Origin of the sequence: Streptomyces sp. UNOC14_S4 (assembly GCF_020740835.1) — a bacterium.
GTDB lineage: Bacteria > Actinomycetota > Actinomycetes > Streptomycetales > Streptomycetaceae > Streptomyces.
Window position 1 is genome coordinate 1 of the sequence record NZ_JAINFC010000126.1, and the last position, 16,839, is coordinate 16,839.

The following is a 16,839-nucleotide window of genomic DNA, read 5'->3' on the forward strand; positions in this document are numbered from 1 at the left end:
CGGTGGGGGAGTGCCGGATCGGACAGCGGGGCGCCCTGCCGGGCGGCCGGGGACACCCGGGCCGCGGAGCGCTCGGAACGGCGCAGCAGGGCCCGGCAGACGCAGGTGAGGGCCACGAGACCGGCCGCCGTGCCGGTGGCCCCGCCGAAGGACTGACCGCACATCAGCAGGACCACGGGGACCAGCGCACAGCTGAACGCCGCCCAGCGGACCACATCGCTCACCGGATCGGGGGAGTCGGTCCCGGGGTCGTCGGCGCGGTGGTGATCACGGGTTCCGGGCACGGAGCGGCTCCCTGCTGGCGGCGGCTGACGGTGGTACAACGCCGGTCCGGGCGCCGGAGTCACTGGCCCTGCGCGCATCAGGAGTACCGCCGTGTTACGGCGAGGGCATTGCGTTGCGGCCCGCCCTCGTGCATGCTCCGGGGAACGCCCGCCGCACCCCGGATTCACCGGGGCCGGGGGCGCTGTCCCGGCCCCTTCCCGAGGGTGCGCGCCCCGCGCTGCGCCCCCTGGGCAGGCGGCCGGTAGCGCCGTACCCTGGAAGGTAAGTGCTTGAAAAGATGAATCCCGGACGGATTTCTCGTCCGCGGTCCCTCGGGACGGCTCCGGGCAGCACCTTTTCCTGGCGCTCGCCGCGCACCTTCCCACTCGTCACCGACAACTGCAACCAGTCCACCGCTGATCCCTCCGCACGAGGACATCCTTCGCCGAGACACCGATGGCCGGTCACGAATTCCCCGAACCCGCGGACCGCAAGCGGGTCGCCGATCAGGCGGCGAACCCCGAAGCGGCGGAAGAAACACGCCATTCCTGCGATCCGGCGTTCCAGCACGGTGTCGTGGTGGGCTTCGACGGTTCGACGTCCAGCGAGCGAGCGCTTGCGTATGCAATCGGGATGGCCCGGCGCTCGGGCTCGGGCCTGATCATCGTCCATGTGGCCAACCGGCTGCCGACGACGGTCTGGGCGGGCTGCGAGCCCCCCGTCTTCGTGGACGTGCCGGACCATCGCACCGAGGTCCTCGGACTCGAACTGGCCTGTGCCGACCATCTGTCCGAGGTGCCGTGGATCCTGGTCGAGCGCGGCGGCGACATCTGCCACGAGCTGGAGGAGGTCGGCCGGGAGTACGCGGCGGACGCGATCGTGGTCGGCTCCACGCACGGCCTGGTCGGCCGGATCTTCGGTTCGGTGGCGGGGCGGCTCGCGCGGCGCGCGCAGCGCCCGGTCGTGGTCATCCCGTAGCCGCGCCGTCCCGTAGCCGTGCCATTCTGAAGCCGTGCCGTCCTGAAGCCGCGTCAACTCTCCTCGGCCGCGCAGGCGGAGGTCCGCCGTGGGCTGCCCGGGCCGGAAAAGGAGGCAGCCCTCCCCGCGCGCCGGGTGGCACGTGCGAGGAGGGCTGTCCCGGACCCGTCGCAGGACAGGTGCGACGAGCCGGGCCCGCGGCAGGACAGGTGCGGCAGGCTCCGGTCCCTGGGGTCGGCTACTCGACCGTGACGGACTTCGCCAGGTTGCGCGGCTTGTCGATGTCGCGGCCCATGGCCTTGGCGGTGTAGTAGGCGAAGAGCTGGAGCGGGATGCCCATGAGGATCGGGTCCAGCTCGTCCTCGTTCTTGGGCACCACGATCGTGTGGTCGGCCTTCTCCTGCTCCTGGTGCGCGACGGCGAGGATGCGGCCGCTGCGGGCCTTGATCTCCTCCAGCGCGGCGCGGTTCTTCTCCAGCAGCTCGTCGTCCGGCACGATCGCGACGGTCGGCATGGCGGGCTCGATGAGCGCCAGCGGGCCGTGCTTGAGCTCGGAGGCGGGGTAGGCCTCGGCGTGGATGTACGAGACCTCCTTGAGCTTCAGCGAGGCCTCGCGGGCGACGGGGTAGCCGCGCACCCGGCCGATGAACATCATCGACTTGGCGTCCGCGTACTCCGCGGCCAGCTTCTCGATCTCCGCCTCGTTGCCCAGGATCTCCTCGATCTGGGCGGGCAGCTTGCGCAGGCCCTCGATGATCCGCTTGCCGTCGGCGACGGACAGGTCGCGGATGCGGCCCAGGTGCAGGGCGAGCAGGCCGAAGGAGACCACCATGTTGGTGAAGCACTTGGTGGAGACGACGCAGACCTCGGGGCCGGCGTGCACATAGATGCCGCCGTCGGTCTCGCGGGCGATCGCGGAGCCGACCACGTTCACCAGGCCGAGCACCCGGGCGCCCTTGCGCTTGAGCTCCTGGACGGCCGCGAGGACGTCGTAGGTCTCACCGGACTGGGACACCGCGATGTAGAGGGTGTCGGGGTCCACGACCGGGTTGCGGTAGCGGAACTCGGAGGCCGGCTCGGCGTCGGAGGGGATGCGCGCGAGCTCCTCGATCATCTGGGCGCCGATCTGGCCCGCGTGGTACGAGGTGCCGCAGCCGAGGATCTTCACCCGGCGCACGGCACGGGCGTCGCGGGCGTCCAGGTTGAGGCCGCCCAGGTGCACGGTGGAGAAGCGGTCGTCGATGCGGCCGCGCAGCGCGCGGTCCACGGCGTCGGCCTGCTCGTGGATCTCCTTGTGCATGTACGTGTCGTGGCCGCCCATGTCGTACGACTCGGCCTCCCACTCCACGGTGGTCGGCTGGGCGGAGGTGGCGGAGCCCTCGGTGGTGTACGTGCGGTACTCGTCGGCCTTGAGGGTGGCCATCTCGCCGTCGTCGAGGGTGACGACCTGGCGGGTGTGGCTGACCAGGGCGGCGACGTCGGAGGAGACGAACATCTCCTTCTCGCCTATGCCCAGGACGACCGGCGAGCCGTTGCGGGCCACGACGATGCGGTCCGGGAAGTCGGCGTGCAGGACGGCGATGCCGTAGGTGCCCTCGATGTGCTTGACCGCCTCGCGGACCTTCTCCTCCAGCGTGGCGGCCTCGGAGCGGGCGATCAGGTGGGCCAGGACCTCGGTGTCGGTGTCGGAGACGAAGACGAAGCCCTCGGCGGTCAGCCGGGTGCGCAGCTCGGCGGCGTTGTCGATGATGCCGTTGTGGACGACGGCGACCTTCTCGTCGGCGTCCACGTGCGGGTGGGCGTTGACGTCGTTGGGCGCGCCGTGGGTGGCCCAGCGGGTGTGGGCGATGCCGGTGCTGCCGTTGAAGCGCTTGGGGAGCCGGGACTCCAGCTCACGCACGCGGCCCTTGGCCTTGGCGGTCTTCAGGCCGCCGGTCTTGCCGCTCGCGTGCAGCGCGATGCCGGCGGAGTCGTAGCCGCGGTACTCCAGGCGCTGGAGGCCCTCCAGCAGCAGCGGAGCGACATCGCGCTTTCCGATATAACCGACAATTCCGCACATAGTGAGCCCTCCCAGGCGAAGTTCAGTGATGCTCGACGGCGGCAGGAGCCGCCGTGATCAGCCGTAGACGATGCGGCGCAGCTGCCGCAGCGAGAGTTCGGGCGGCGCCACCGCGCGGTGCGGCAGCTCCGCCGAGATCCGCTCGAAGATCTCCGCGTTGTGCAGCCCGCCGGACTGCAGCTCGCGGTGGCGGCGGCGGACGAACGCCTCGGTCGTCTCGTCGAAGTACGCCAGGACGTCCAGGACCACCCGGGCGGCCTCGCCGCGCTGAAGCGGCGTGCTGCGCACCAGGTGATCGACTAGATCGTCATGGGAAGTACGGCGTTCGAGCACCAGACGATAGTGCGGGGTCGCCCGCGCTATCGCAAGAATTTTGCCCGATATCGGGCAGGCGGGAAGGGAAAGGGTAGGTAAAGCGGCGCTCTGTCGCGGGTCGGGTGTCTGTGCGTCGTCTTCTGCCGGGGCGCCTACCGGGGTGCCTCTTGCGCTTGGCGCGCGGCCGCCGGTTATGTGTGGCCGCTCGCGCAGTTCCCCGCGCCCCTGACGGGGCGCCCCGTCAGGGGCGCGGGGAACTGCGCGGCCAGCCACGGACGGCCTGTAGCCGCCCGGATTGCACAGCGGGGCACTCACGGACAGCGCCCCGAAACGCATCAGAACCGCTGCAGAACGGCCCGCTTCGCCGCCGCGAACTCCTCCTCCGTCAGGACGCCCGCCTGATGCAGCTCGCCCAGCTCGCGCAGGCGCCGCAGCAGGGCGTCATGATCGGACGCGGCCCCCGACGCCGCCTCGCCCTTGGTCAGCGCGGCTGGCGTCGCGGGCGCGGGAGCGGCCGGATGCGGGAGGCGGGCCATGACCGCCGCCGCGACCAGCGCCAGCAGCGGGTCCTTCTTGAAGCCGTAGAACTCGATCGCGTGCGGGTCGTACTTCGGGGGCGTCCGCGCCGTCTGGCCGGGGTGGAGGAAGCGGAGGTAGCCGTTCTCCAGGCCGATGGAGGGCTGCCACTCCACGGAGCCGACCTCGGGGAGCGGCAGCGACTGGCGGCCCGCGGACTTCTTGTCGTCCTCGGTCTTCCAGTTCCACTCCAGGCTGATCCGCTCGCCGTCGAAGGCCACCGTGCCGTCCCCCGCGGTCACCGACAGGGGCACGGCCGGGCCGGGCAGCAGATAGCGGTCGGTGGGCCCGTCCGGCACCTGCTCCAGGAGCAGGGCCGTGCGGACCTCGTCCACGAAGTACTCCGCGACGCCCGCGTGGGAGGGGTCGATCGCCAGCTGGTACGGATCGGCGCCGTCCGGCAGCTGTCCGCGCGCGGCCTGCAACAGCGGGTCGGCCCCGTCGCGCAGCCGCAGCCGCAGGCGGCCCCCCTTGCGGCCGGGCTCGAAGGAGGCCCCGGCCACCGCCGTCAGCGGGACGACTACCTCGCCCAGGGTCTGCCGGAGCAGGTGCACCCCGCGCTCCCGGCCCGGCACGATCCGTATCGCACCGCCGTCGAACGCCCAGGTGCCGTCCTTCTCGAAGATCTCAGCCATACCCACGATTCTCGCAGGGCTGACCCCCCGTCACCGCAGGGAGCGGGGGCCGATTTCCCGTGCGACGCATGGTGCGACGTCCCGTGCGGCGCGGGTCAGAGCCCCAGCTCGCGGGCGATCAGCATGCGCTGCACCTCGCTGGTGCCCTCGCCGATCTCCAGGATCTTGGAGTCCCGCCACATGCGGGCCACCGGGTACTCGTTCATGAAGCCGTAGCCGCCGTGGATCTGGGTGGCCTCGCGGGCATTGGTCACCGCGATCTCCGAGGAGTACAGCTTCGCGAGCGCAGCCTCCTTCTTGAACGGCTCGCCGTGCACCAGCCGGGACGCGGCGTCCCGCCAGGCCAGCCGGGCCGTGTGCGCCCGCATCTCCATGTCGGCGAGCTTGAACTGGACCGCCTGGTTCGTGCCGATCGGCCTGCCGAAGGCCTCGCGCTCCTTGGCGTACTTCACCGACTCGTCCACACAGCCCTGTGCCAGGCCCGTCGCCAGCGCCGAGATCGCGATCCGGCCCTCGTCCAGGATGCGCAGGAACTGCGCGTAGCCGCGGCCCTCCTCGCCCAGCAGGTTCTCCCTGGGCACCCGGACGTCCGCGAAGGACAGCTCGCGGGTGTCCGAGGCGTTCCAGCCGACCTTGGAGTACGGGGCCGCGACCGTGAAGCCGGGGGTGCCGGACGGCACGATGATCGACGAGATCAGCGGCTTGCCGTCGCCGTTGCGGCCGGTCACGGCGGTGACGGTGACCAGGCCCGTGATGTCGGTGCCGGAGTTGGTGATGAAGCACTTGGTGCCGTTGATCACCCACTCGCCGGTGGCCTCGTCCAGCCGCGCCGTGGTGCGGGTGCCGCCCGCGTCCGAGCCCGCGTCCGGCTCCGTCAGGCCGAAGGCGCCCAGCATCTCGCCGGAACACAGCCGGGGCAGCCACTCGCGCTTCTGTTCCTCCGTGCCGAACCGGAAGATCGGCATCGCGCCCAGCGAGACCCCGGCCTCCAGGGTGATCGCCACCGAGGAGTCCACCCGGGCCAGCTCCTCCAGGGCCAGACCGAGCGCCAGATAGTCACCGCCCATCCCGCCGTACTCCTCGGGGAACGGCAGGCCGAACAGGCCCATGCGCCCCATCTCCCGCACGATCTCGTACGGGAACTCGTGGCGCTCGTAGAAGTCGCCGATCTTCGGCGCGACCACGTCGTGTGCGAACTCCTCGACCGTACGGCGGAGTTCCTCGTGCTCAGGGGTGAGGCGGTGGTCCAGCGACATGACTCAGTGCTCCTGATGAGAGAGGGCGCGGACGGTGCGGGAGGGACTGGGCCGGCCGAGCCGGTCGGCCATCCACACACTCGTGGCGGTGAGCAGACCGAGGTCGACCCCGGTGTCGATACCGAGGCCGTTCAGCATCCAGAGAAGGTCTTCGGTGGCGAGGTTGCCCGTGGCGCTCTTCGCGTACGGGCAGCCGCCCAGGCCCCCGGCGGAGGCGTCGACCGTGGTCACGCCGTACCGGAGGGCCGCGAGGGTGTTGGCCAGGGCCTGGCCGTAGGTGTCGTGGAAGTGCACGGCGAGCCGCTCCACCGGCACCCCGGCGGCGCCGAGGCCGGTCAGCAGCGCCGTGACATGGCCCGGCGTGGCCACACCGATCGTGTCGCCCAGGCTCAGCTCGTCACAGCCCAGGTCCAGCAGGCGGCGGCTGACCCGCACCACCTGCTCCACGGGGACCGCGCCTTCCCAGGGGTCGCCGAAGCACATGGACAGATAGCCGCGCACGCGCAGGCCGGCGTCCCGGGCCGTGGCCACGACCGGCGCGAACATCTCCAGGGACTCGTCCACCGTGCGGTTGAGATTGGCCTTCGCGAACGACTCGGTCGCGCTGCCGAAGACGGCGATCTCCCGTACGCCCAGGGCGAGGGCGCGCTCCAGGCCGCGGGCGTTCGGCACCAGGACGGGCAGCCGTGCCGCGACCCCGTCGAGCATCGGCATCAGCTGCTCGGCGTCGGCGAGCTGGGGCACCCACTTGGGGTGCACGAAGCTCGTCGCCTCGACGGTGTCGAGCCCGGCGGCGGCCAGGCGGCGGATGAACTCCGCCTTCACCTCCACCGGCACGACGGTCTTCTCGTTCTGCAGGCCGTCGCGCGGGCCGACCTCGTGGATGCGCACGCGGGCCGGCAGCCCGGGCTCGGGCACGGCCATGGGCAGTCCGTCGATCATGATTCCGCCCCTTCTTCCGGAGCCGGAGGTGCCTCCGGCGCCTTCGGCGCCACGACGGCCAGGACCTGGTCCATGGCCACGGTGGCCCCTGCCGTCACATTCAGCTCGGTGACCGTGCCGTTGTGCGGGGCGGAGACGACGTGCTCCATCTTCATCGCCTCGACGACGAGGAGGCTCTGCCCCGCGCGGACCTCGTCCCCCACGGCGGCCTTCACGACGGTGACGGTGCCGGGCATGGGGGCGGTGAGGGTGTCGACGTGATCACTCGCGGCCGCGCCGCGGGCCTGCACGGGGTCGTGGTCCTGTACGCGCCAGGTGTCGCCGCCCTTGGCGAGCCAGATGTCGTTTTTGTCTTGGCAGACGCTGAAGGTGTGGGTGAGCCCGCGCCAGGTGAACGTGACAACGCCGGCCGACGGCACCAGCCACGACAGCCGGGCCCCGGTGTGGGGTGCCGGTTTCGCGTCCGGGTGCGGCCCGGTGGTCGGTTTGTGCCCACCCGTTCCGCCGTGCGGAACGCCTGCCCGCAAACCGATGGGCAGAGCCACCTCCGCGTCCTCGACGCGCCCCCGCACCCGTACCGTCACCGGCTCCTGCCCCGCGCAGCGGAAGTGGTGGGGCGTCCACGCCGGTTCGCCACCGAGGCGGAAGCCCGTCGGCGACGAGAACGGGTCGGTCCAGCCGCCGTCGGAGGCCGGTTCGAGCGCCGCCTGGCGGAGCAGGGCCGCCACCCCGTACACCTCCTCCGGGACGGCGGTCGGCACCAGCGAGACCGACTCCCGGTCGACGAGGCCCGTGTCCAGCGTCCCCGCCACCACGTCCGGGTGCGCCAGCAGCCGCCGCAGGAAGCCCGCGTTCGTGTCGACGCCCAGCACCACCGTCTCCGCGAGGGCCGCCCGCAGGCGGCGCAGTGCCGTCGCGCGGTCCGGGCCGTACGCGATGACCTTGGCCAGCATGGGGTCGTACGCCGTGCCGACCTCCGTGCCCTCGGACAGGCCGGAGTCGACGCGGATGCCCTCGCCCGTGGGCTCGCGCAGCAGCCGTACCGTCCCCGCCGACGGCAGGAAGTCGACGCGCTCCCCGCTCACGCGCTCCCCGCTCACGCGCTCCCCGCTCACGCGGGCGGTCTCCGCGCAGATACGTGCCTCGACCGCGTGGCCCGTGAGCGTCACGTCGTCCTGCGCGAACGGCAGCGGCTCGCCCGCGGCGACCCGTACCTGCCACTCCACCAGGTCGAGCCCGGTGATCAGTTCGGTGACGGGGTGCTCGACCTGGAGGCGGGTGTTCATCTCCATGAAGTAGTACGAGGACGGGTCGTCGCCCGGCACGATGAACTCCACCGTGCCCGCGCCCGCGTAGCCGCACGAGCGTGCCGCCTGGACGGCTGCCTCGCCCATGGCGGCCCGCGTGGCCGCGTCGAGCAGCGGCGACGGCGCCTCTTCGACGATCTTCTGGTGGCGGCGCTGGAGCGAGCACTCGCGCTCGCCGAGGTGGACGACGTTGCCGTGGCCGTCGGCCAGCACCTGGATCTCGATGTGGCGCGGGCGGTCGATCCAGCGCTCGACGAGCAGCGTGTCGTCGCCGAACGAGCCGCGTGCCTCGCGCCGGGCGGCGGCGATCTCCTCGCCCAGCAGCGCCTCGTCGCGCACCAGCCGCATGCCCTTGCCGCCGCCGCCCGCCGAGGGCTTGAGCAGCACCGGCATGCCGATCTCCAGCGCGGCGGCCGTGAGCTCCGCGTCCGTCAGGCCGCTGCCCGAGGAGCCCGGCACCACCGGCACGCCGGCCGCCTTCACCGTCTCCTTCGCACGGATCTTGTCGCCCATCAGCTCGATCGCCCGCGCGGGCGGGCCGATGAAGGCGAGCCCGGCGTCCGCGCACGCCCGCGCGAAGGCCGCGTTCTCCGCGAGGAAGCCGTAGCCGGGGTGGACGGCCTGCGCGCCCGTGCGCGCGGCCGCCTCCAGCAGCCGCTCCACGGACAGATAGCTCTCCGCCGCCGCTGCCGGGCCGATGCGCACGGCCGTGTCGGCCTCGCGCACGTGCCGGGCGTCCGCGTCGGCGTCGCTGAACACGGCCACCGAACGGATGCCGAGCGCCCGCAGCGTACGGATGACGCGCACGGCGATCTCGCCCCGGTTGGCGACAAGGACAGTCTCGAACATGCTCCGCCTCACATCCGGAAGACGCCGTACCCGGGCGCCGCGGGGTCCTTCTCCGGCAGGGGCGCGTTGGCGCACGCGGTGAGGGCGAGCCCGAGCACCGTGCGCGTCTCCAGCGGGTCGATCACGCCGTCGTCCCACAGCCGCGCCGTGGCGTAGTAGGCGTTGCCCTGCGTGTCGTACTGCTCGCGGATCGGCGCCCTGAAGGCTTCCTCGTCCTCCCCGCTCCACTCCTCGCCGCGTGCCTCCAGCTGGTCGCGCTTGACCGTCGCGAGGACGGAGGCGGCCTGCTCGCCGCCCATCACCGAGATCTTGGCGTTCGGCCACATCCACAGGAAGCGCGGCGAATAGGCGCGCCCGCACATCGAGTAGTTGCCCGCGCCGTACGAGCCGCCGATGACGACCGTGAACTTGGGGACGCGCGTGCACGCCACCGCCGTCACCATCTTCGCGCCGTGCTTGGCGATGCCGCCCGCCTCGTACTGCCTGCCGACCATGAAGCCCGAGATGTTCTGCAGGAAGACCAGGGGGATGCCGCGCTGGTCGCACAGCTCGATGAAGTGCGCGCCCTTCTGCGCGGACTCCGAGAAGAGGATGCCGTTGTTGGCGACGATGCCCACCGGGTGGCCGTGGATCCGGGCGAAGCCGGTCACCAGCGTCTGCCCGAACTCGGCCTTGAACTCGGCGAACCGCGATCCGTCCACCACGCGCGCGATCACCTCGCGGACGTCGTACGGCGTGCGCGAGTCCACCGGCACCGCCCCGTACAGCCCCGCCGGGTCGGCCTTCGGCTCCTCGACCGGCTCCACCGGCCACGGCAGCGCGCCGCGCCGGGGGAGTGTCGAGACGATCGTGCGGACGATGCGCAGGGCGTGCGCGTCGTCCTCGGCGAGGTGGTCGGTGACGCCGGAGACCTTGGAGTGCACCTCGCCGCCGCCTAGTTCCTCCGCCGTGACGACCTCGCCGGTGGCGGCCTTCACCAGCGGCGGGCCGCCCAGGAAGATCGTGCCCTGGCCGCGCACGATGACCGCCTCGTCGCTCATCGCCGGGACGTACGCGCCGCCCGCCGTGCACGAGCCCATGACGGCGGCGATCTGCGGGATGCCCGCGCCGGACATCCGCGCCTGGTTGTAGAAGATCCGGCCGAAGTGCTCGCGGTCGGGGAAGACCTCGTCCTGCATCGGCAGGAACGCGCCGCCGGAATCCACCAGATACAGGCACGGCAGCCTGTTCTCCAGGGCGATCTCCTGCGCGCGCAGGTGCTTCTTGACCGTCATCGGGTAGTACGTGCCGCCCTTGACCGTGGCGTCGTTGGCGACGATCACCACCTCGCGGCCCGAGACCCGCCCGATCCCCGCGATCACTCCCGCGGCCGGGGCGGCCCCGCCGTACATCCCCTCGGCCGCCAGCGGGGCGATCTCCAGGAACGGCGAACCCGGGTCCAGCAGGGTGTCGACGCGGTCGCGCGGCAGCAGCTTGCCGCGTGCCGTGTGCCGCGCCCGCGCCCTCTCGCCCCCGCCCAGCCGCGCCGCGGCCAGCCGCTCCCGCAGCCCCTCCGACAGCGCGCGATGAGCGGCCTCGTTGACCTGCCACGACTCGGACGAGGGATCGGCGGTGCTCCCCAGCACCGGTGCCTGCTGCATGTGGTCGAGCTCCCTTGCTCGGTGCAAATGAGCGCCCGCTCGGTTAATGAGCGTTAACACGCTTGCCTTCAGGTTAACGACCACTAACGCCGCTGTCTAGAATCGGATGTGTGAACAACGCAGTGAGCCGCACCCCCGCCCCCGCCCTCAGCCGCCGCGAGCAGATCCTCGAAGAGGCCGCGCGGCTCTTCGCGGAGCGCGGCTTCCACGGCGTCGGCGTCGACGAGATAGGAGCCGCCGTCGGCATCAGCGGCCCCGGCCTCTACCGCCACTTCGCGGGCAAGGACGCGATGCTCTCCGAGCTGCTGGTGGGCATCAGCGGGCGGCTCTTCGAGGGCGGCCGCAGGCGGGTCGCCGAGGCCGCGGACCTCGGTGCGGCCGCCGTGCTGGACTCGCTGATCGACGGGCACATCGACTTCGCCCTCGACGACCGCGCCCTGATCACCCTCCACGACCGCGAGCTCGGGCAGCTGCGCGAGGACGACCGCAAGCAGGTGCGCTCCCTCCAGCGGCAGTACGTGGAGCTGTGGGTGGACGTCGTGCGTGCGCTGCACCCCGACGCGCCCCTGGCCGAGGTGCGCGCCGCCGTGCACGCCGTCTTCGGGCTGCTGAACTCCACGCCTCATCTCGGGCGGCCCGGTGCGCTGCCGGGGCGGGCGGGGACCGCTGCGCTGCTTCGGCGGCTGGCGCATGGGGCGTTCTCTTCGCTTTCGGGTGATGGGGCTGGGCCTGCTGTCTGGTGAGGTCCGCTCCTGGGGTCCGGTGCGCCTACTGGGGTGCCTCTTGTGCTCGGTGCGCGGCTGCGGGTTGTCTCCGGCTGGTCGCGCGGTTCCCCGCGCCCCTTCGGGCGCGGCCTTCGGCCGCTTGGTGTCGTACAAGTCTGGACAACTAGCTTGACCGGCAGGTAACTTGCGACTGAGCAAGCGCTCAGTCAACGGGTGGAACCGCTCACGTGCGGGTGTGACGAGGAGGCCGGCTGATGCGTCGGACCGTGTACGACGAGGACCACGAGGCGTTCCGCGCGACCATGCGCGACTTCATCGCCACCGAGGTCGTGCCGTTCTACGACCAGTGGTGCGAGGCCGGGGCCGTGCCGCGCGAGTTCTACAAGAAGCTCGGCGAGCTGGGTGTCTTCGGCATCGAGGTGCCCCAGGAGTACGGCGGCGCCGGCGAGAGCAGCTTCAAGTTCCATGCCGTGATCACCGAGGAGTGCGCCCGCGCGGGCGTCAGCTTCGGCGGCAGCAGCGTGCACACCGCGCTGTGCCTGCCCTACATCCTCGCGTACGCCACCGAGGAGCAGAAGCGGCGCTGGCTGCCGTCCTTCGTCTCCGGCGACATGATGACCGCCATCGCCATGACCGAGCCGGGCACCGGCTCCGACCTCGCGGGCATGAAGACCACCGCGAAGCTCTCCGAGGACGGCACGCACTACGTCCTCAACGGCGCCAAGACCTTCATCACCGGCGGCGTCCAGGCCGACCGCGTGCTCGTGTGCGCCCGCACCGCGCCCCCCACCCCCGAGGACCGCCGCTCCGGCATCTCCATCCTCGTCGTCGACACCGCCTCCGAGGGCTACGCGGTCGGCCGCAAGCTGGAGAAGCTCGGACTGCACGCCTCCGACACCGCCGAGCTCTCCTTCACCGACGTCAAGGTGCCGGTCGGGGACCTGCTCGGCGAGGAGGGCAAGGCGTTCGGCTACCTCGGGCACAACCTGCCGCAGGAGCGGCTCTACATCGCCGTCGGGGCGTACGCCCAGTCCGCCGCGGCCGTCGCGTTCGCCCAGGCGTATGTGCAGGACCGCACCGTCTTCGGCAAGTCGGTCGCGTCCTTCCAGAACACCAAGTTCGTGCTGGCCGACTGCAAGGCCGAGGTCGACGCGATGGAGGCGGTCGTGGACCGCGCCCTGGAGGCCCACGACGCGGGCGAGCTGACCGCCGCCGACGCCGCCTCCGCCAAGCTCTTCACCACCGAGCGCGCCGCCGTCGTCATCGACAAGTGCCTCCAGCTGCACGGCGGATACGGCTACATGATGGAGTACCCCATCGCCCGCCTCTACGCGGACGCCCGCGTCAGCCGGATCTACGGCGGCACGAGCGAGGTCATGCGCTCCATCATTGCCAAGTCCATGGGCCTGTAAGGACCGCACAACCATGAACGAGCCCCTTACGCAGGAACCCTCGACCCCGCTGGGCGACCTGCTCGGCATCCTGGACCTGGAGCGGATCGAGCAGGACATCTTCCGCGGGGTCAGCCGCCCGTCGATGGTGCCGCGCGTCTTCGGCGGGCAGGTCGCCGCACAGGCCCTGGTCGCCGCCGGGCGCACCGTCCCCGCCGACCGCATCCCGCACTCCCTGCACTCCTACTTCCTGCGCCCCGGCGACCCCGAAGTGCCCATCGTCTACACGGTGGACCGCATCCGCGACGGACGGTCCTTCACCACGCGCCGCGTCGTCGCCGTACAGCACGGGCAGCCGGTCTTCCACCTCTCCGCGTCCTTCCAGACGGACGAGGAGGGCCTGGAGCACCAGGAGCCGATGCCGTCCGCGCCGGACCCCGAGACCCTGCCCACGGCCGCCGAGATGCTCCCGCGGCACGCCCACCGCTTCGCGGACCCGCTGCTGCTGGACCGTCTGCTGGAGGCCCGCGCGGCCGTCGACCTGCGCTACGTCGACGAGCCCCCGTACGGCGACTTCGGCGCCCCGCGCGAGCCGAAGTCGCAGGTTTGGTTCCGGACCAACGGCAAACTGGACGACGCCCCGGCCCCGGACCGGCTCTGGGGCGACCCCCTGCTCCACATCTGCCTGGCCACCTATGTCTCCGACATGACCCTCCTCGACTCCGTCCTCCTCGCCCACGGCCGCGGCGGCTGGGCGGTCGGCGACGTCGTCGGCGCGAGCCTCGACCACGCCATGTGGTTCCACCGCCCGTTCCGCGCGGACGACTGGCTCCTCTACGACCAGGAGAGCCCCACCTCCCAGAGCGGCCGCGGTCTGGCCCGTGGCCGTATCTTCACGCGCACGGGCCAGCTGGCGATCTCGGTGATCCAGGAGGGGGTCGTGCGGGTGCCGCGGGGGTGACGGCGGCGGACTACGGCAGAGCGGCGCGCCACCGAGGGGCGCGCCGCTGCGTATGTCACGACGGGTGGGTCAGCACCAGGTTCCGCCGTTGAGGTGGGAGAACGCCTTCCAGGCGGCCCTGGTCTTGGTTCCGGCCTTGCCGTCGATGCCGCCGGTGTCGTAGCCGAGGGAGACGAGGAAGCCCTGGAGGGCGTGGACGGTGTTGGAGCCAGGGTCGCCGTCAGGGGTTCCGGCATTGAATCCGAGTGCGTTGAGGAATTGCTGCCAGGCTTTCCAGCTGTTGGGGCCGAGTTGGCCGTCGATCGTGCCGGGGTCGTATCCGGCGTCACGGACGTAGCACTGGACGCTCTTGCCTTCGCTGGTGTTGAGACCGAAATTCTCGACCCTCTGGATGGTGACGGTCCGGGTGGTGGCCTGCTGAGCGGGCGCGGCGGTGGCCGTGGTCGCGCTGGCGAGGGTGCCGGTCAGACCGAGGACCAGGCCGGCGGCCGCGAGGCCGGCGGCGGCCTTTGCGCGTCTGAGCACGATGGTTCCCCTTCCCTTGATGGGTAGTTACTCGGGGTAGCCCATCGAAGCTAAGGGTAAAGCTGACGCTCCATCAATCAGGCGTCGCCATCGTTCTCCCTGGCCTCGGCGGCGGTCACAGGCGTACACCTTCTGCGGTACGCGACTCGTGAGCACCGGGTGGAGCAGGTGGAGCGGGTGGAACGAGGGTCTGGTGCGCCATCAGTCCCCCCGATAGGTTCGCCGCGACCTATGCGAACCCAAGGGGAGGGCGAATGCGCAAGGCATCCAGATGGCTGCTGGCGCTGGCGGTGTTCACGGGCACCTTCGGCGTCGCCACCACCATCGCGGGGGCCGCCACCGCGGCGACCACGGCCACCGCGACTGCGACGGCCGCGGCCGGGACCTCGGTCGATCAGGACATCAAGGAACGTGTACTCGGCGTCCCTGGCATGCACTTCGTCGAGGAGAAGCCGTACGAGGGCTACCGCTACCTCGTCCTGACCTACGATCAGCCGGTCGACCACCGGCACCCGGAGAAGGGGACGTTCCCGCAGCGCTTCACCCTGCTGCACAAGTCGACGGACCGTCCGACGGTCTTCTACACCTCCGGCTACAACGTCAGCACCAACCCCGGCCGCAGCGAGCCCACCCGGATCGTGGACGGCAACCAGGTGTCGATGGAGTACCGGTTCTTCACCCCGTCCCGGCCGCAGCCCGCCGACTGGACGAAGCTCGACATCCGGCAGGCCGCCGACGACCAGCACCGGCTCTTCGAGGCGCTCAAGCCGATCTACCGCAAGAACTGGCTGGCCACCGGCGGCAGCAAGGGCGGCATGACCGCGACCTACTACCGCCGCTTCCACCCGGACGACATGAACGGCACCGTCGCCTATGTCGCCCCCAACGACGTCGACGACAAGGAGGACTCGGCGTACGACCGGTTCTTCGCGACCGTCGGCGACCAGGCGTGCCGCAACCAGCTGAACTCCGTGCAGCGGCAGGCGCTCGTCCGCCGCGACGAGATCGTCGCCCGCTACCAGAAGTGGGCCGACGCCAACGGCAGGACGTTCAAGGTCATCGGCGACGCCGACAAGGCGTACGAGAACGTGGCGCTCGACCTCGTGTGGTCGTTCTGGCAGTACCACCTGCAGAGCGAGTGCGCGTCCGTGCCCGCGACGAACGCCTCCACCGACGACCTCTACAAGTTCATCGACACCATCTCGGGCTTCGACAGCTACACCGACCAGGGCCTGGAGAAGTTCACGCCGTACTACTACCAGGCGGGCACCGAGCTCGGCTCGCCCACGTACAAGTACCCGCACCTCAAGGGCCTGCTGCGGTACCCCGGCGTCAACACCCCGCGGGCGTATGTGCCGCGTGACATCCCGATGGCGTTCCACCCCGGTGTGATGGCCGACATCGACCGCTGGGTGCGCACCAAGAGCGAGCGGATGCTCTTCGTCTACGGCCAGAACGACCCGTGGGGCGCCGAGCCGTTCAGCGTGGGACGGCACGCGGAGAAGCGGCACGACTTCCGCTTCACCGCGCCCGGCGGCAACCACGGCTCCAACATCGCCCAGCTCGTCGCCGACGAGCGCGCCAAGGCCACCGCCGAGGTGCTGGAGTGGGCGGGCGTCGCGCCCGAGTCCGTGCAGCAGGACATCTCGCACGCCAAGCCCCTCGCGCCGTACGACGCGAAGCTCGACCAGCCGGTCGTCGAGCGGCAGAACGGCATCCGGCCGTAACCACTTTCGGTTTTCAGGGCAGGCGGCGGGCGCACCCGACGGGGTTCTCGCCGCCCACCTGGACGTAGAGATCGGTGGAGGGCGGGCAGCCGTCGCGCGTGGGGACCTCGTCCGTCACCCGGTACTCCGGCGCGTGCGCGCCCGAGCCGTCGCACGCGGTCTCCTTCACCACCCCGTCCCGCTCGGACCGGACGCAGTCGCCGGTCACCGTGAGCGGGCCGCCGCCCTGCCCCGGGTCGCCGGGGTGGGGCGGCCGGAGGTTGCGCATGCAGGCGTACCCCTCCGGGGCGCTGCTCCGCTCGGAGTCGCCCTGCTCCACCGCCGCGATGTGCAGGACGAAGTCCGTCGGTTCGGGACAGCGCGGGCCCGTGGCCTGCGGGCCGTTGTAGCGGGCGAGGACGCGGGCGACGGCGTGGTCGTCCGCGCAGTCGGCCTCCCTGTACGCCCCGGCGGCGTCCCTGCCCGCGCAGTGGCCCCGGGCCAGGAAGTCCTGCCGGTTCGCGGGCGCGGTGGCGGGCGTGGTGTGAGCCGCCCGTTCCGGTTCCTGGCATGCCGACAGCGTCGCCATGATCGCGACCAGCGTGGCCCGCAGCGCGCAACGGCGCATGTGATGTCCCCCGCCCTTCGTGCCCCTCTTTGGGTGTCTCCGTGCGCTCCAGCGTGGCCGCCGGGCGGGAGCGGATGCCAGC

Annotated in this window: 15 protein-coding genes; 5 read left to right on the top strand and 10 right to left on the bottom strand. The window is 71.5% G+C overall.

The window, feature by feature from the left end:
* Positions 1–284 (bottom strand): hypothetical protein (locus K6I34_RS14100; protein ID WP_229325897.1); only part of this gene is annotated, 284 nt, incomplete at its 3' end.
* Positions 285–720: 436 nt separating this feature from the next.
* Here K6I34_RS14100 and K6I34_RS14105 point away from each other — a divergent pair.
* The gene (locus tag K6I34_RS14105; protein ID WP_229325899.1) at positions 721–1,242 is read left to right on the top strand and encodes a universal stress protein; all 522 of its coding nucleotides are present in this window, start codon (positions 721–723) and stop codon (positions 1,240–1,242) included.
* Between the two features lie 238 nt (positions 1,243–1,480).
* Here the strand turns inward: K6I34_RS14105 and glmS are convergent, their stop codons facing one another.
* The 7 genes from glmS to K6I34_RS14140 form a co-directional block, all read right to left on the bottom strand.
* Positions 1,481–3,301: a glutamine--fructose-6-phosphate transaminase (isomerizing) gene (glmS, locus tag K6I34_RS14110; protein ID WP_229325901.1), complete on the bottom strand. Its 1,821-nt coding sequence runs from the start codon at positions 3,299–3,301 to the stop codon at positions 1,481–1,483.
* Positions 3,302–3,358: 57 nt separating this feature from the next.
* Entirely contained in the window at positions 3,359–3,634 is a 276-nt protein-coding gene (locus K6I34_RS14115) for a hypothetical protein (protein ID WP_121798372.1), read from the bottom strand.
* 317 nt (positions 3,635–3,951) lie between these two features.
* Positions 3,952–4,827, bottom strand: coding sequence for a DUF4429 domain-containing protein (locus tag K6I34_RS14120; RefSeq protein ID WP_229325903.1), 876 nt, complete (start codon positions 4,825–4,827; stop codon positions 3,952–3,954).
* Positions 4,828–4,922: 95 nt separating this feature from the next.
* Positions 4,923–6,077: an acyl-CoA dehydrogenase family protein gene (locus tag K6I34_RS14125; protein ID WP_229325924.1), complete on the bottom strand. Its 1,155-nt coding sequence runs from the start codon at positions 6,075–6,077 to the stop codon at positions 4,923–4,925.
* Between the two features lie 9 nt (positions 6,078–6,086).
* Positions 6,087–7,025 carry a hydroxymethylglutaryl-CoA lyase gene (locus tag K6I34_RS14130; protein ID WP_229325905.1) on the bottom strand — a complete coding sequence of 313 codons (939 nt, stop codon included), beginning with the start codon at positions 7,023–7,025 and terminating at the stop codon, positions 6,087–6,089.
* The gene (locus K6I34_RS14135) at positions 7,022–9,181 is read right to left on the bottom strand and encodes a biotin carboxylase N-terminal domain-containing protein (protein ID WP_229325907.1); all 2,160 of its coding nucleotides are present in this window, start codon (positions 9,179–9,181) and stop codon (positions 7,022–7,024) included. The genes K6I34_RS14130 and K6I34_RS14135 overlap by 4 nt, the downstream gene beginning before the upstream one ends.
* A gap of 8 nt (positions 9,182–9,189) precedes the next feature.
* Positions 9,190–10,821 carry a carboxyl transferase domain-containing protein gene (locus K6I34_RS14140; RefSeq protein WP_229325909.1) on the bottom strand — a complete coding sequence of 544 codons (1,632 nt, stop codon included), beginning with the start codon at positions 10,819–10,821 and terminating at the stop codon, positions 9,190–9,192.
* A gap of 110 nt (positions 10,822–10,931) precedes the next feature.
* On the opposite strand from K6I34_RS14140, the gene K6I34_RS14145 reads away from it, so the two are divergent.
* From K6I34_RS14145 to K6I34_RS14155, 3 genes are all read left to right on the top strand, one after another.
* Entirely contained in the window at positions 10,932–11,564 is a 633-nt protein-coding gene (locus tag K6I34_RS14145) for a TetR/AcrR family transcriptional regulator (RefSeq protein WP_229325912.1), read from the top strand.
* A 236-nt stretch (positions 11,565–11,800) separates the two neighbouring features.
* Positions 11,801–12,958 (top strand): acyl-CoA dehydrogenase family protein, encoded by a 1,158-nt coding sequence (locus K6I34_RS14150; protein WP_229325914.1) that lies wholly within the window; start codon positions 11,801–11,803, stop codon positions 12,956–12,958.
* A gap of 13 nt (positions 12,959–12,971) precedes the next feature.
* Positions 12,972–13,898: an acyl-CoA thioesterase II gene (locus K6I34_RS14155; protein ID WP_229325916.1), complete on the top strand. Its 927-nt coding sequence runs from the start codon at positions 12,972–12,974 to the stop codon at positions 13,896–13,898.
* Positions 13,899–13,967: 69 nt separating this feature from the next.
* Here the strand turns inward: K6I34_RS14155 and K6I34_RS14160 are convergent, their stop codons facing one another.
* Complete coding sequence (locus K6I34_RS14160; protein WP_229325918.1) at positions 13,968–14,423, bottom strand: peptidoglycan-binding protein; 456 nt, start codon at positions 14,421–14,423, stop codon at positions 13,968–13,970.
* Positions 14,424–14,677: 254 nt separating this feature from the next.
* On the opposite strand from K6I34_RS14160, the gene K6I34_RS14165 reads away from it, so the two are divergent.
* Positions 14,678–16,150, top strand: coding sequence for a S28 family serine protease (locus K6I34_RS14165; RefSeq protein WP_229325920.1), 1,473 nt, complete (start codon positions 14,678–14,680; stop codon positions 16,148–16,150).
* A gap of 13 nt (positions 16,151–16,163) precedes the next feature.
* Here the strand turns inward: K6I34_RS14165 and K6I34_RS14170 are convergent, their stop codons facing one another.
* Positions 16,164–16,757 carry a hypothetical protein gene (locus K6I34_RS14170; protein WP_229325922.1) on the bottom strand — a complete coding sequence of 198 codons (594 nt, stop codon included), beginning with the start codon at positions 16,755–16,757 and terminating at the stop codon, positions 16,164–16,166.
* Between the last annotated feature and the right edge of the window lie 82 nt (positions 16,758–16,839).

Bases quoted from the DNA above. Each gene is read 5' to 3' on its own strand.
- K6I34_RS14165 (WP_229325920.1), top strand. From the start codon at position 14,678: ATGCGCAAGGCATCCAGATGGCTGCTGGCGCTGGCGGTGTTCACGGGC.
- K6I34_RS14120 (WP_229325903.1), bottom strand. From the start codon at position 4,827: ATGGCTGAGATCTTCGAGAAGGACGGCACCTGGGCGTTCGACGGCGGT.
- K6I34_RS14155 (WP_229325916.1), top strand. From the start codon at position 12,972: ATGAACGAGCCCCTTACGCAGGAACCCTCGACCCCGCTGGGCGACCTG.
- glmS (WP_229325901.1), bottom strand. From the start codon at position 3,301: ATGTGCGGAATTGTCGGTTATATCGGAAAGCGCGATGTCGCTCCGCTG.
- K6I34_RS14130 (WP_229325905.1), bottom strand. From the start codon at position 7,025: ATGATCGACGGACTGCCCATGGCCGTGCCCGAGCCCGGGCTGCCGGCC.
- K6I34_RS14135 (WP_229325907.1), bottom strand. From the start codon at position 9,181: ATGTTCGAGACTGTCCTTGTCGCCAACCGGGGCGAGATCGCCGTGCGC.
- K6I34_RS14150 (WP_229325914.1), top strand. From the start codon at position 11,801: ATGCGTCGGACCGTGTACGACGAGGACCACGAGGCGTTCCGCGCGACC.
- K6I34_RS14105 (WP_229325899.1), top strand. From the start codon at position 721: ATGGCCGGTCACGAATTCCCCGAACCCGCGGACCGCAAGCGGGTCGCC.
- K6I34_RS14140 (WP_229325909.1), bottom strand. From the start codon at position 10,821: ATGCAGCAGGCACCGGTGCTGGGGAGCACCGCCGATCCCTCGTCCGAG.
- K6I34_RS14170 (WP_229325922.1), bottom strand. From the start codon at position 16,757: ATGCGCCGTTGCGCGCTGCGGGCCACGCTGGTCGCGATCATGGCGACG.